This window comes from Paramagnetospirillum magnetotacticum MS-1 (assembly GCF_000829825.1).
Taxonomy (GTDB): domain Bacteria; phylum Pseudomonadota; class Alphaproteobacteria; order Rhodospirillales; family Magnetospirillaceae; genus Phaeospirillum; species Phaeospirillum magnetotacticum.
This window is the reverse complement of sequence record NZ_JXSL01000035.1, coordinates 34,624-47,660: the sequence shown is the minus strand read 5'-3', so window position 1 is coordinate 47,660 and position 13,037 is coordinate 34,624. Positions and strand designations below refer to the sequence as shown.

Sequence of the window (13,037 nt, the reverse complement as noted above, 5' to 3'; positions counted from 1 at the left end):
AGACAGTCGCATGGCGTTCCGTCTTCCATGGCCTAGCGGTCGACCGCGCACTTCATTTATTGTGAGCCGGATAGACGCAACCAATGCATCTCGTAATGGCTTCAATGGCTCTCTCGAGAGAATCGCCATCAAAAGCAATTCCGTCACTTGTTCAAGCTTGTCTGGCGCTTCTATATGAGGCAAATGCCTAACTGTATCTATAAAGCATTGATCAAGCGCGCTTTTTGGTTGTTCTGAATTCGAATTCATGAGTCATATGTTCACAATATTTATTGATTTGATAGGACTGCGATAGCCGTGTATTTGGAGTTAATCTTTGAAAATCTGTTCCTCGTGAATCCGCCGCAATGCCTCCTCAATATGATCGGCAACGGCGGGATTCTCGGCCAATTGCATCAGGGATTTGCCACCAAACCTTTCCTGCGGCTCCGTCAACCAAATGCAGGCCTTGTCTTCATCGCCGAACACATGGTTTGCCAACAGGGTTAAACGATGGGCCCGGGCGACACTGATCCCGGTTACCTCCGGATTCTTCGGCTCAGGGGGCGTCGCTTCGGCGATGTCCTGTGGGTCATCTCCGACGAGAATTTGGCGGATCTTGGCGACGATCTCCGCCAGTTTCGCCTCTCGATCAGGTTCGCTATCCACCGTGATCATCATCGTCCAAAAGGCTCCAAACGCTCCTCAAAACCCTTGTCCATCCAGATTTTCGCATTATCTATTGGGCCGGCCATCAACTGACAAGGTGCAAAGCGTGGACGAAATTGATACCGCCAACGAACGGGCGGAATTGATGACCAATATGGCCATCCAGGTTGCTCTCAGCCGCCAGCCCAAGGGACCGTCTTCAGGCGTCTGCCGAGCCTGTGGCCAGGCCATTGAGGCCGCTCGTCTGCAAGCCAATCCGGCCGCCCCGACCTGCTGCGATTGTGCCGCAGAAGCGGAAGCTGAGCACCAACGTCGCCGTAAGCTGGGTGGGCGCGGCTAGGCTCGCACCACCTCTCCTCCTCGAGCCGAATACCGCTCAAAAGCGGTCATCCGTTGCATTGGAAGCGAGATGTCCCGGCGGTAGATCTCGTCGCGCAGATAGGTCAACTCAGTGGCCAGAGCGTCTTCCCGGACGTCGATCCACCAAGCTTTCGGAGTGCCATCGGAGCCATCGTTCCACTTATAGCCCCGGCGCTTGAGATCATCCTTGTAGTCGAAGGGCGCGTATTCGGCCCAAATCCTGACCGTGGGGCAGCGCGCATTGACCAGGAGCTGCTCCAATCCAAGCTTCCCGGAAACCGGCAAAGGCTTGGCTAGAATTTCCAGCAGCGCCAGACAATCTGCTCCGGCACGGTGACCATCGTGGAACAGGCCATACTGAGCCAGCAGATAGAACAGCTTGGTGCCACCGATGCCTTCGGCCGCCCAGTCGATCTCGTTAATGGAGCAGGCCCAGGCCTTCTTGGCAAATCCAGGGGCCAGACGCTCAAGGAAACGCCGGTCAAAACCGGCATTATGGGCGATCACCAGAGCGACTGGGGCGATCAGCCGCTCGATCTCGGCAACATCGATAGAATGCCCGGCGACCATCTCAGCGGTGATGCCGGTGAGCTGGGTAATCTCAGGCAGGATGGGGATAGTCGGCTCTTGGAACGCCTCGACCACATCAAGGATCCGGTAGATCCGGCCATCGGAGGAGAACTCGAACAGCACCATGCCAAGTTCGATGATCTCGTCCTTGACCAAATCAAGGCCGGTGGTCTCCACGTCAACGACGGCACCAATCTTCTTGGCGGTGCCATCATCGGCATGAACCTGCTCGCGTCGTTCGATGCGGCGCTGAACACGGAACCGGCCTGAGGCTTCCAAGGTTGCCGCCATAGCGTCGAGATCGGTTTCCGTCATCAATGATCCTTCAGGCAATTGTTGACTGTCATCCTACCATCAAATGCCGTCCGGGGATTGGGACTGCAAAAGGCGCTCAATCTCGGTCAGGAGAAGCAACCGCTCATCGCGGCCACGCATGTCTCCAAGGCGCAGGTATTCGTCTGCCGCCTCGGCGACGATGGTTCGAGCAACCTCGCCAAAGCGCCGGATCAGTCTTCGGGCCTCAGCGTCATGGCCGTCATTTGCTGAGATCATCATGCGCTCCGAGCCTCGACCAGTTGCAATTCGGGCACGGCCCAGAGCGGCTGACCAGCCCAGATGGTGCGGCAGCCATGGCCACCGGCAACGAGGTCATCAAAGACCGCCAGAAAACGGTCTTTAGCCACCCTGGCTTCCCACGGCTCAATGTCGATGATCGGGGCACGGCGACGGAAGTCAAAAAGGGTTCTGGCTTCCTGTTCGCTAAAGCCGGCCAGATGGACGGCCTCCAGATAGGCGGCAGCATGATCGGCACGATCGATGGCTTCAGCCCATTCCTGGGGAAGTTCAGCCGGGAGATTGAACGCTACCCTGACGGCTCGGGCAACCCGGTCCTCGATGGTCCGATAGACCGAACCGATGTGCTTCTTAAACGGCGTTACCAAGTCCGAGGTGACGTATTCGGGTGCGTCGTGCAGGAAGCCCGCCAGAAGGGCTTCTGTCGGCAAATCCGGCACATCGGAAGCCATCAGTTCCGTCACCAAGATGGAGTGCTGCGCCACCGAATAGGCATGCTCACCCCGGGTCTGGCCGTTCCAGCGCGCCTCGCGCGACAGGCCGAGGGCGATATCGTCGATCTCGATTTCCAGCGGCGACGGGTCGAGGATGTCAAGGCGATGGCCCGAGCGCATGCGCTGCCAGGCACGATGGACAAGCTTTTGATCGAAGCGTTGGATGGTCATGGTCAGATCCTCCTGCTTAAGGCCGGGCGATGCGTTTATAGCGATGGCCGACGGTGGCGATGCCGCTGCGGCCGACCACCACGTAGACATCGAGCAATTTGTCGAGACGTCGAAGATTCCGGTTGGCCGCGTCCTTCAGGACCCTCTGCTTGCCACGAGCTGAGAGGTAGATGATTTCGCAGCCATGATGGTCGTGCTGGCTCTCGCCATAGGCCATGACGAGATCAATCGCCTCTGCGGGAATGCCCCGCTGCTGGATCCGAGATTCCCAATGTGCCGCTGCGCCCATTTTGTCCTCCCTTGATGATGGCCCCCTTGCAGAAGTAGGGCCGATCCCGCTACACTCATCTTCACAATGCCCATAACCGCAATACGCATTGTGGCTATATGTATAATGACGATGTGTTCACGAGTCAATGTGATTCGGAGGCCCTGTTTTGAGTGATCTGGATGCCCTACCGCCCGAAGTACGAAAGCGCCTGGAGCTCCTGGAGTTCCGGCTTTACTGGGAGGGGCGGGTCAATCGTCGTGATCTGACCCAGGCCTTTGGAATTTCCGACATCCAGGCCTCGGTGGATTTCCGCGCCTATAACGCTCTCTGCCCGGATGCCATGACCTATTCGCCCAAGGAAAAGCGATATCGCTCTAATGAGGGTTTTGTTCCGGTCCTCTATGCGCCGGATGCGCCGCGCTACCTGGCAATGCTTTGCCCTGAGAGCGCAGAAGCCGCTGGTGGGCGGGATTGCTGGATCGGCAGTCCACCTCCAGTCCTAGTGGCCCGCAAGATTGCGCGTAAACCGGTAGAGGCGGCGGTTCTGCAGCCTGTCGTCCTCGCCATCCATTACGGTCTGGAGATCGAGATCCGCTATCAGGCAACCACCCACAAGGAAGACTGGCGATGGATCAGGCCGGTCGGATTGGTCTATAGCGGTTTCCGCTGGCACTGCCGGGCCTGGGATCTCAAAAATCAGCGGTTCGGTGATTTTGTGCTGACGCGGATCCTTGACGTCAGAGCAAGGCGAGACGCTGGAGACGGGCCATCAGGGGATCCGAAGTGGCAAGATGAGATCACGGTGGAGATTGCCATTGATCCGCGGCTAGAGGCTGGCGCCCAGAAGGTCTTGGCGGCTGAGTATCTTGTGGGGGATGCGGACATCCTGACGGTAGACGTGCCAAAACTCACTCTGCCCTATTTTCTTAGGCTTAACGGCATTGAAGATGATCGGCCGGATCAAAAGCCGGAGCACAGGCAGATTGTGGTGATGAACCGGGATCAGGTCGACAAAGCTTTGCCGGAGGGGTGGAAGGACAAGGCGTGATGTGCATTCGATCAAGAATAGGAATTGTTTGCATTGTGCTGGTTGCAAGGATCCAGAATCCAGGCAGTTAGTGACGCCAAGGCGCTAACATATTGACCGTTCTTTCAGTCTGTGACATCGGTTAGACGTATTTTTATGGGAGGTAACTATGAACAAGGCTGATCTGGTGTCCAAAGTTGCAGAACTCGCTGGCTGCACCAAGGCAGATGCCGACAAAGTGACTGATGCAGTGTTTGCGGCCATCACCTCTGCGCTTAAGGTCGGGGACGAGGTGCGCTTGGTTGGATTCGGCTCTTTCAGCATTACCAATCGTGCTGCCAAGGATGGTCGCAATCCCCGCACCGGTGCGACCATCAAGATTGCGGCGTCCAAGGCGCCGAAGTTCAGCGCCGGCAAGGCGCTCAAGGATGCCGTCAATGGCTGATACCCCCATCCTGCAAACTGCCAAGATCGTCGCGGCCTATGTGGGAAACAACACGATTGCTGTGACCGACCTGCCCGATCTGATGCGCACCACCTACACCGCTTTGGTTGGCGCCGGAACACCAACGCCGACACAGGCTGAGCGTGCTGCCCCGGCTGTACCTCTCAAGAAGTCGGTAACGCCAGACGCCCTCTACTGTCTGGATTGCGGCAAAGCGCAATCGATGCTTAAGCGGCATATCGCTACTGCGCACTCTATGTCAGTTGATGAGTATCGCGCCAAGTGGGGGCTCGCTAAGGACTACCCGATGGTGGCTCCAAGCTATGCGGCGCACCGATCGGAATTGGCCAAGAAGATTGGATTAGGGCGGACGCGTGGCCCTAAAAAGCCGAAGTCCAAGGCTAAAGCCGAGGCGGAGGGAAGTTGAGCCATTGCCTGATGTCGGATGTTAAAAGTGATGAAAGGTAGGGCAGGGGGCGGCATCGGCATCACCTTGCTGGTGTCGAGCCCGGCTGCGGGTGAAGAAGATCGGGAGGGGGAGTTCTATTTCCCGTTGCGGCTGATGTTGCCGATCGCGGTAGCGGCAAATTCCGTCGCCCCGCGCAGTGGGTTATCAAAGAGATGGGCATAACGCAAAGTGGTCTGCGCCTGGCCGCGACCGGCAGGTCATGGCGTGCGCCGTGAAAAGGCGGCGCTTTTCAGTGGGTGACAGTCCCGCCTGAAAGTCCCACCCGGCGACGGCTCCAGCCGGAAGCAGGCGCAGATCCATGGGGGGTAGCGGCCCCCTTTTTGGCTGAGTGAGGTTGCGAGCCCCACCACTCTGGGAGACGAGCCTTAAATGCTATGAATTGGGCGCTCTACCGATCAGGCCACGATCCAAATACAGCTTGGCGCAATTTTCGTTTCGTTGGAACAGAGGCCAGTAGAGTTGGTTCGAGACATCGCTGTCGCCGAGGAACGATGAGAAAATGTCAAAGCATTCCGTGCGGGCAGGTGATCGCGCGGGGCACTTCGAACGATTTTCGTCGCTCTGGAAATAGCGCTTGGCAAGACAGACAAAACTTTCTCGATAAGGGTTAGCTCGGACCGTTGAAACCCGGTTCGTCGAATGCCGCCTCCATCGGCATCATGGCGGCCGACCTCGCACGGACGGCCAACACATTGGCCTCGCTAGGGATGCCAATGACGGTGGCCAGTCCCGGCAGCACTTGGGATCGACCGGCGCTCCGCCGACCATAATGGGTCGTAGCCGTCTCCCTGGAGGCGTGGCCCATCAGCGCAGCAATCTGTTCCTTGTCCAGGATCATCTTCCAGTTGGCGGCGGCCTGATGCCTCGGCGAATAGAGGGTGTAGTGCTTTTTACGATGAGGCCACAATTCCCTCGTCGTCCGATAAAGCGCCTTACCGGCGGAGGCGACGCGCCTGTCCCAACTTCCGTCGGCTTTGGCTTTCCCGGCGGCGCTCACCAACAGCAAGATTAGCTTGCGCAGAGACATGCTCAGCCCAGAGATTTCAATCTGCCTGAATTCACCATGGCTGCGACCATTTGTGTTCTTGGCATTAGCGACTTGTAGAAGCAGATCGGATTGGGTGGGTGGGGGACAGAGAATCACGGACGGCCATTCACCAGGGCGGAGGCCAGCGATCGTACCGCAGAGCAGGAGTAGAGCTGCCAATGACTTCGGCGACAGGTCGTCTTCGTGGTGGTTGTTTCTGGCATTGATCCGTTCACGCAGGTGGTCGAGGAGCTTCTTCAGATCGGCGGGTGGGAGACGCTTCTCTTTCTGGCCGGACGTCCGAAGACCGCGGTGGGCCGATGCGGGCAGGTCGCCCAGCTGAAGGGGGGCCGATATCTGCGACCCGAAGGCGAAGCTGACCGCCGCACGGTACTGCCGCCAAGTGGAAGAGGACCATCCTGCCTTGTGCCGGATCATCCAATCAGCCATGGTAGTGGCAGTGATTTCAGATGTCTCGCAGCCAAGTTCTCGGGAACTGGCAGCCATAAGTCGGTTAGCGACGCGCTTGTACCGGTCTTCAGTTTGACGGGTGCGTGTCATGGTGATCTCCTCACGTTACTCAGACAAATGAGCGGCGTTGAGGGGAGCCCCAATTCTCGTGCATCTAGGGCTACCTGACCTCTCCTTCCGCAACCGATTTCTTTTAGTGAAACCCTTAGCGAGCACGTCTTTTGGTCATCAGGTGTCATTGTGATTCCAGCCAGGCTTGGACGGCCGAACTTTTCCATCGAAGGAGACGGCCAATCCTGACCGGTGGGGGGACTGCATCAGGATTGCTCGAAAGGAAGCAATAAAGCGATTTAAGGCTTGGAAGTCTCAGAATCGTCACAAGTTCTCCCGGAGTGATGAGGTGATCCATGTCGTGCTCCATGTTGCATTGAATCATGGTAGCGAAAGTCACTATAAAAAGTGAAGTGGTGGGCTGTTTTTTTCTGCAAACATATCGAACGATGTTTGCCAATTGGCTGCTTCATGGATTAATGCGGCGCAAAGTAAAGCGAATTCCAACCTGTTGTCCGGTTGGTCGTCGCCTCGCGAATCCAATGGAATTTTGATCTGGAAGATCGTTTCACACTTGGTGTCAGCATGGTGATGAAGATCCGAAAATCGACATCCTGTCGCCAACCGGGCATAGGATGTCGATTTTTGATGTTTTATGTTAGTCAATCCCGACAGCGAAAAAGAGAGATGTCGTCTTCCCATTGGCGGAAGGCGGTGAGGTTGGCCGTAGAAAAAGGTTTCGGTGCCAGGATCTCAAATGGGGAGGTTGTCCAGTGCAGCCAACAAAAGATTTTGGCTGAGGAGTTCGGTCTTTTCATCTGGTTCCAGTTCATTGCAAAATCGACATCCTATTGCTATCTGGCCATAGGATGTCGATTTTGAATGTGATTTGGTAGTTGGGGTTGCAGCTATTAGCGGAGCCGATCGCGGATGACTGCCGGGGCTATATGGCGTTAGCTCATGTGGATAGTCATGCTTATTAAGGTTCCATAGCCTCCTTCGGAGTGCGCGGCCAGCAGTCCTGCGCTTTGCTGGTCGACTTGGGCGATGATCTCGTGGGCATCGAGCGTTTCCTGGCGTTGCAGCATGTCTGCGATGCGCAAGACCGTTGTCGAGTTCCATCGAATCAGATTCAGCGCCTCCTCATACGCCTGCTCGAGAATGCTCGAAACCTTGCGCGCCAAGTCCGGGCGGCTACTGAGCATTGGTCCGATGCTGTCGATGTGAGGCATCCCTGTCCATACCAGTGGCATCTGTTCATCCATTCCCATCGCGGTCAAACTGATCGTTGCCAAGGCTGTTGCCCGTGCCAAATCCGAGCTTGTGCTGCCGCCGGAGCCAGTCGACACGCTGCCAATCAAAGCTTGTTCAGCAGCCCGGCCAGCAAGCAAGTGCATCAGCATGAAATTGATGTCGGCACGGGTTTCCATCGCCCCTCGACCAACATCGATGGTGACGCCACCACCACTTTCTTCCGTTTGGCGGATGCTGGCCATTACGAGCATATTCGGACGATAAACCGCCGTCATGACGGCATGACCAGCCTCATGGATCGCGCTGCGGCGTAAGCTTTCTGCGGGAACCCTTCTAACTTTTCCACGGATCTCAGCAGACAAGTCTTCGAGCACCATGGGCCTGTTCGCATTGCGCGCACAGCGCCGGGCACCACGCACCCACCTCTCGACGTCCGCGCCAGTGCCGCCATGGGCCAGCTTGGCGACGTCCTTCAAGTCGATGCCGTTTAGGTCTTGGCCGAGGTGATAGCGAAGAATTTTTCCAATTGCCTCCTGATCGGGGAGTGGGATCAGGATACTGCGATCCAGCCGGCCAGAACGAACAATAGCGGGGTCAAGACGCTCAGGATGGTTGCACGCGGCAACGACGACCACTCCCTCACGACCCGTAACCCCGTCCAGCAATTCAAGGAAGCCATTTACAACCTGCACGCTATAATCCCGGTACTCGCTTTTGAACTGGGACCGGTTTCCGAATCCATCAACTTCATCAATGAATAGGATCGAAGGAGCTGCCGCCCGAGCGGCATCAAATGTTGCCCGCATTGACTTCAAGAGGTCTCCCAAATGACCACTCGATTGCCATTGCGCGAGCGATGCGGAGATGAGAGGAAGGACGCATGAGCCAGCCAGAGCGCGCGCAAAGGTGGTTTTACCTGTGCCGGGCGGGCCGAACAAAAGGCATCCGCGATCAACTGCGGACCAAGGAATTCGTCCAGCTTTAAACTCAATGAGGTCGGCTTTCAGGCTCTGTCCCCAGGATGTTGCCTCCGGCATCCCGAAGAGTTGGTCAAGGGTGAAGGCTGGAACTTGGTTCCGCGTCTCAACGAGACGGCGCAGCCTCTGCAAAATGGTATCGGCTCCATCGCCTGGGCGACTTGCCAAGGCAATATCTTCGATGTCGCAGCGACGGGTCAATTCATCGGAAATTGGCTCGGCCGGAACCGAGTTGGTCATTGCCAGGATAATCTCATGCAGGGTTGTGGAGTCCAGGGGCGGCACAACAAGGCGGTGGTCGGCTACCCGCAACAAATCATTTGGCAGGAGGCGATCGGGAGCATGGGAGATACCCAGCACAGAGCCGCCACCGGCCAAGGTTGCGGCTACTGCTCCATTTCCCTCGGACAGGGATTCACCCTTCCGAGTGCCGCTCCGTTTGAATTCAACCCACCGCCCAGTAGGATTTACGCATCCCCATCGCCAATCGTTGGAATCGCCGCTGACGTACTGCGTGCCGGGTGATGTCACCATCAGTTGCCAGGCATTGGCTATGGGTTCCACCCAAGTGCCGCTCGGCACCTCGATGACCACGGCTAAGCCAGATTCGGCAGGCAAGCAGAGGCTGGGGTGCCGTTGCAGGGCTCGCCTCAGAGAAATTTCGGCAGCGACCTGGACCGGATTCTTGTTTTGGGCGTCTGTGGCTTCGAGCAGAATCTCGATTGGATCGATAAGCGTCTCCTGATCATCTTTGGGCATGGGGGAGCATTTGGGCTTTTTGGGCGCCATGGTGGACCTCGTATATTTTTGAAGGGTTAGGCTGTCGCCGGGGTGCGAGGTGATCAGTGAATGTTGGGGGGAGAACCATTTTTCAGGCGAGGGATCCACGCTTGAGGGCGATCTCCCCAGCTGCCTGCAGTGGCAAGGTCGATTCCGCGCAATTCCGCTTCGAGTGCCGCCATCCGAGTGACAATCTGCCACCTATCTACGATCCTGGAGGAATCGGCCGTAATCAATGCCATGAGAACCTGAGCGGATGTATACGGCCGCGAATTCAATCCGCGTTTCCAGCGGGAGGCCGCCGACTTTTCAAGTCCGAGCGGGAGCGAAATCTCCTGAAGGCCTGGTTCTGCTGGAAATGCACTCATCAGAGTCTTGAGAAATTCACGAGGGGTCGGGAAAACCAGAGGCAGTGCAAGGCCTGGCGTTGTTGCAATGAACCGCAGCAGGATCGCCGTCGGGGCATACACCAAGCGTGCCATATCGTCGATATCCTGGTCAGCCCTGAAGCGACCCGTTTTCTGCTGGGTCAATCCAAGCATGCCACGCTTAAGCAATGAGGGAAGTTGCAGAGCCTTAAGACTGCTAAGAAGGGTGTCTGTTGTGATGGGGAAATCTTGGGGCAGGTTAAGCATGGTGGGCGTCCTTATTTAGATGGTCTTGATAGCGTCCAGGTCCTGCATCTCGAGTGCAGCAACCATGGCGGTATAGGTGATTCGAGGAAGGGGGCGGGCGTGCTGGTTGGAAAATCCCAATGCGCTGAAACGGTCCCCTTGCCAACCGGCAAATGGGAGGATGACGACGTGATCGGCTGAAGCCTTCAGCAGTCGGGGAATGTCACGTCCATCGCGGGTTCCGCATTCGATGGCAATCCGCCCATGGCGAGTCTCGGCGAAAATATCGATCAATGCATGGGCTGAGCCGCAGGGGACCCAACGCTCCAACGATACGCCGGCATGCCGGTCGATTGCCTTCGCCAAGACCAGTCCAAGGCGGCGGAGATTTCGATGCGCGGGGCCTTCATTGCCATGACGTTCGGGTACGGGCAATTGATCGATCGCATCCGGGATCAGGATCTCGATCTCCGACACTGCGATGGATTTGGCCGTTATAAGCATTTCCAGCATGCGGCTGTCGCAGTCTGCGCGAACCCCGCCGGTCGCGGTTGCATGGAGAATCTGCGCGAGCGTGAGATCGGGGCGGGTGCTAATCCATGTACTTTTCATATGGTGGTTCGGAGAGAGCATTTTGATCCTCAGTCAGCTTTAGAATTTGGTGGCCGCAATTCGTCATTACCCCTAGAGTGTAACTGCGAGCGCCTCAGGTGTCAACACCTCAGGTGTAATGTTTTACGCCTGAGGTGTTAATTGCTGACTGGGGAACAAATTCGCGCGGCTCGAGCTCTGCTCAGGTGGGAGCAAAAGGATCTTGCTGAAGCGGCAAAGCTGTCGATCGAGACGATCAAGCGCCTAGAGAAGATTCGTGGTCCGATCGGGGGGCTTGCCCGCACGACCGATGCGCTGCAGGCGGCGTTGGAGCAGGCTGGTATCACCTTATTTGGTGATGGACGATACGAAGGGGAGGGTGGACCCGGCGTCCGGCTAACGCAGCCTATAAAATAAGCTTTGTATCGATTGGGGGGGGGAGCTCAAGGCTCTCCTCAATGCGGATGGTGCTATTAGTTTCGCCAGCAGCGAAGGGGGGGACTCATGTCTCCCAACGCAACCGGGATAACGCTCCCTCCTCCAGAATGGTCACCGGCGTCATCTGGAATCAGTCAGCCACCTGCCCGAAATTCTGATGACCTCGTCATCCTGCGGTGCTAGAATTTTTTGCGAACATCGGGGTGTCCGTGTCCTCTTTTTTGCTCCAAATTTGCTCCAATGCGAGCGGGAACTAGAGAGGATTGGAGAGGACTCGATAGGACGGAATTTGGCAGGTTTTCTGGGGTTTGCCCGGCAAATTGGCTCTGGTCAAGGGGATAAGCTTCGGGCTCATAACCTGAAGGTCGTAGGTTCAAATCCTACCCCCGCAACCAAAACGATAGATAAAACCCGCAGAAAGCTTAGCTTCTGCGGGTTTTTCTTTGTCTGCGGTTTGACTGATTGTCGCGGTGCGGTTGTTGTGCTGATTTATATCAACAATATATCAACGTTTTGGGTTGGGCAGTTGATACGGCCATGACCGGCCGCCGAACCCTGCCACCACCCCACCCAGGGCCACAGGCAAGCCACGGCATGTGACGCCGAGCGCCCGGAGATGGAGAGGCTCGTGGTCGCTTTCCCATACCACCGCCGCTCCGACGCAGCCCGGCAACAGATCGACGATGTTCGGCTTGCCCTCGGTCAAGGCCATCAGAAAATCATCCGCGGCGGCTAATTTGCCCAGCATGGCCGAAAAGGCCTGCATTTCGCGTTCCTGATCGACCTTGGCCGTATAATTGAGCAACGAGTCCAGCCGCAGCGAGAACGCCCGCCCCAGGGCCACGATCAAATGCTGGATCGCGACGGGGACCCGGTGTGGTTTTCGATGGTGACCAATAATCAGCCCCCATAATTCCCCATCGCGCATGACCGAGATGGACATGGAGCCATCGACGCCGATATTGCCCTGATACATGCGGTGGATCGGCGAGACGCTGCGATAGCGGCTAAGTGCGAGGGAGATGGGCCTGTCCCGATCGTTTGCCGCCGGAACCAGAGGCACCGGCACGTAGTCGCGGGTCGGAATCCAGCGATCGGCCGTTTGCCGGTAGAGCGCGCGGGCCTGGGCGGGGATGTCGGTATCGGGAAAACGAAGTCCGAGAAACGACTGAGGCCAATCGGGCGCCAGGCTTTCGCCCACCACATCGCCGCAGCCATCGGTATCGAAGCGATAGACCAGCACGCGTTCGAAGCCGGAAATGGTGGCGATCGCCTCCGTCACGATGGCCGACAGGCTGTCGATGTCTCGGGCGTCTGCCATGTCGCGCTCGACGTCTTCGGCCAGCAGCGTCGCCGAGACCCGTCCCGCGGCATCGTCATCGTCCGAAGGCGCCTCGAATTCGCAGAACACGATGTCGTCGGAGCGGAAGCAATGGATCTCGGTCAGGCCAAGACCAGGAATCTCGCCCACAATCACGCGTTCCGAGAGGCGATTTTGGGCAATGGCACGGCAAGCGTCGATGGCTTTGGGCGGCAGCCAAGCCGGAATTGTCGATGGGGCGATGGCGCCAAGCATGGCGTCAAGGTTGGCGCTGTGAACAACCGGCGCCAAAGTGGCGGCGTTAAGCCCGATCAGGTAGCCATGCGGCTGTACCGCCCCGGACAGATGAATCGGTTCGCGCGCACAGACGTCGTCACTCAGGGAGATGACGGATGACAACTCGACCAAGTTATGCACTTGGCTCTTCCCCTCACAAGAGCGCCCGCATCATAAACTTTGATTTCAATTCTGATTCGTAAAATATT

At 57.1% G+C, this 13,037-nt stretch carries 15 protein-coding genes; 5 read left to right on the top strand and 10 right to left on the bottom strand.

All coding sequences use genetic code 11. The features are described 5' to 3' along the window. Window positions 1-309 precede the first annotated feature (309 nt). Window positions 310-660: an MbcA/ParS/Xre antitoxin family protein gene (locus CCC_RS20475; RefSeq protein ID WP_041042953.1), complete on the bottom strand. Its 351-nt coding sequence runs from the start codon at window positions 658-660 to the stop codon at window positions 310-312. 94 nt (window positions 661-754) lie between these two features. On the opposite strand from CCC_RS20475, the gene CCC_RS20470 reads away from it, so the two are divergent. Then, window positions 755-988 (top strand): TraR/DksA C4-type zinc finger protein, encoded by a 234-nt coding sequence (locus CCC_RS20470; RefSeq protein WP_041042952.1) that lies wholly within the window; start codon window positions 755-757, stop codon window positions 986-988. Here the strand turns inward: CCC_RS20470 and CCC_RS20465 are convergent. The 4 genes from CCC_RS20465 to CCC_RS20450 are packed head-to-tail and all read right to left on the bottom strand — an operon-like array spanning window position 985 to window position 3,105. Beyond that, window positions 985-1,893: a 3'-5' exonuclease gene (locus CCC_RS20465; RefSeq protein ID WP_009867599.1), complete on the bottom strand. Its 909-nt coding sequence runs from the start codon at window positions 1,891-1,893 to the stop codon at window positions 985-987. The genes CCC_RS20470 and CCC_RS20465 overlap by 4 nt on opposite strands. Window positions 1,894-1,932: 39 nt before the next feature. Further along, window positions 1,933-2,133: a hypothetical protein gene (locus tag CCC_RS20460; protein WP_041042950.1), complete on the bottom strand. Its 201-nt coding sequence runs from the start codon at window positions 2,131-2,133 to the stop codon at window positions 1,933-1,935. Then, complete coding sequence (locus tag CCC_RS20455) at window positions 2,130-2,816, bottom strand: YfbR-like 5'-deoxynucleotidase (protein WP_009867597.1); 687 nt, start codon at window positions 2,814-2,816, stop codon at window positions 2,130-2,132. The genes CCC_RS20460 and CCC_RS20455 overlap by 4 nt, the downstream gene beginning before the upstream one ends. A 16-nt stretch (window positions 2,817-2,832) precedes the next feature. Continuing rightward, on the bottom strand, window positions 2,833-3,105 hold the full coding sequence (locus CCC_RS20450) for a hypothetical protein (protein WP_152619826.1): 273 nt from the start codon (window positions 3,103-3,105) through the stop codon (window positions 2,833-2,835). A gap of 148 nt (window positions 3,106-3,253) precedes the next feature. On the opposite strand from CCC_RS20450, the gene CCC_RS20445 reads away from it, so the two are divergent. The 3 genes from CCC_RS20445 to CCC_RS20435 all read left to right on the top strand — a co-directional run bounded on the left by CCC_RS20445 (window position 3,254) and on the right by CCC_RS20435 (window position 4,986). Next, window positions 3,254-4,135 (top strand): WYL domain-containing protein, encoded by an 882-nt coding sequence (locus CCC_RS20445; RefSeq protein WP_041042946.1) that lies wholly within the window; start codon window positions 3,254-3,256, stop codon window positions 4,133-4,135. Between the two features lie 148 nt (window positions 4,136-4,283). Then, window positions 4,284-4,559 carry an HU family DNA-binding protein gene (locus CCC_RS20440; protein WP_009867279.1) on the top strand — a complete coding sequence of 92 codons (276 nt, stop codon included), beginning with the start codon at window positions 4,284-4,286 and terminating at the stop codon, window positions 4,557-4,559. Continuing rightward, window positions 4,552-4,986 carry a MucR family transcriptional regulator gene (locus CCC_RS20435; protein WP_041042944.1) on the top strand — a complete coding sequence of 145 codons (435 nt, stop codon included), beginning with the start codon at window positions 4,552-4,554 and terminating at the stop codon, window positions 4,984-4,986. The genes CCC_RS20440 and CCC_RS20435 overlap by 8 nt, the downstream gene beginning before the upstream one ends. Window positions 4,987-5,635: 649 nt before the next feature. On the opposite strand, the gene CCC_RS20425 is transcribed toward CCC_RS20435, so the two are convergent. From CCC_RS20425 to CCC_RS20410, 4 genes are all read right to left on the bottom strand, one after another. Then, window positions 5,636-6,616, bottom strand: a complete 981-nt coding sequence (locus tag CCC_RS20425) for a site-specific integrase (RefSeq protein WP_041042940.1) — start codon at window positions 6,614-6,616, stop codon at window positions 5,636-5,638. A 914-nt stretch (window positions 6,617-7,530) separates the two neighbouring features. Beyond that, the gene (locus CCC_RS20420; RefSeq protein WP_152619825.1) at window positions 7,531-9,696 is read right to left on the bottom strand and encodes an AAA family ATPase; all 2,166 of its coding nucleotides are present in this window, start codon (window positions 9,694-9,696) and stop codon (window positions 7,531-7,533) included. After that, entirely contained in the window at window positions 9,651-10,223 is a 573-nt protein-coding gene (locus CCC_RS20415; protein ID WP_041042939.1) for a hypothetical protein, read from the bottom strand. The genes CCC_RS20420 and CCC_RS20415 overlap by 46 nt, the downstream gene beginning before the upstream one ends. A 15-nt stretch (window positions 10,224-10,238) precedes the next feature. Then, the gene (locus tag CCC_RS20410) at window positions 10,239-10,835 is read right to left on the bottom strand and encodes a hypothetical protein (RefSeq protein ID WP_152619824.1); all 597 of its coding nucleotides are present in this window, start codon (window positions 10,833-10,835) and stop codon (window positions 10,239-10,241) included. A 120-nt stretch (window positions 10,836-10,955) separates the two neighbouring features. Between CCC_RS20410 and CCC_RS20405 the strand changes: the two genes are divergently transcribed. Beyond that, entirely contained in the window at window positions 10,956-11,210 is a 255-nt protein-coding gene (locus CCC_RS20405) for a helix-turn-helix domain-containing protein (protein WP_041042935.1), read from the top strand. 526 nt (window positions 11,211-11,736) lie between these two features. Here CCC_RS20405 and CCC_RS20400 read toward each other — a convergent pair. Continuing rightward, a complete protein-coding gene (locus tag CCC_RS20400; RefSeq protein ID WP_052473418.1) occupies window positions 11,737-12,969 on the bottom strand; it encodes a GAF domain-containing protein in 1,233 nt (410 codons plus the stop codon). Window positions 12,970-13,037 lie beyond the last annotated feature (68 nt).

Excerpts from the sequence above, each read along its gene's own strand:
- CCC_RS20475 (WP_041042953.1), bottom strand. The coding sequence starts at position 660 with ATGATGATCACGGTGGATAGCGAACCTGATCGAGAGGCGAAACTGGCG.
- CCC_RS20465 (WP_009867599.1), bottom strand. The coding sequence starts at position 1,893 with ATGACGGAAACCGATCTCGACGCTATGGCGGCAACCTTGGAAGCCTCA.
- CCC_RS20460 (WP_041042950.1), bottom strand. The coding sequence starts at position 2,133 with ATGATGATCTCAGCAAATGACGGCCATGACGCTGAGGCCCGAAGACTG.
- CCC_RS20455 (WP_009867597.1), bottom strand. The coding sequence starts at position 2,816 with ATGACCATCCAACGCTTCGATCAAAAGCTTGTCCATCGTGCCTGGCAG.
- CCC_RS20450 (WP_152619826.1), bottom strand. The coding sequence starts at position 3,105 with ATGGGCGCAGCGGCACATTGGGAATCTCGGATCCAGCAGCGGGGCATT.
- CCC_RS20440 (WP_009867279.1), top strand. The coding sequence starts at position 4,284 with ATGAACAAGGCTGATCTGGTGTCCAAAGTTGCAGAACTCGCTGGCTGC.
- CCC_RS20435 (WP_041042944.1), top strand. The coding sequence starts at position 4,552 with ATGGCTGATACCCCCATCCTGCAAACTGCCAAGATCGTCGCGGCCTAT.
- CCC_RS20425 (WP_041042940.1), bottom strand. The coding sequence starts at position 6,616 with ATGACACGCACCCGTCAAACTGAAGACCGGTACAAGCGCGTCGCTAAC.
- CCC_RS20415 (WP_041042939.1), bottom strand. The coding sequence starts at position 10,223 with ATGCTTAACCTGCCCCAAGATTTCCCCATCACAACAGACACCCTTCTT.
- CCC_RS20410 (WP_152619824.1), bottom strand. The coding sequence starts at position 10,835 with ATGCTCTCTCCGAACCACCATATGAAAAGTACATGGATTAGCACCCGC.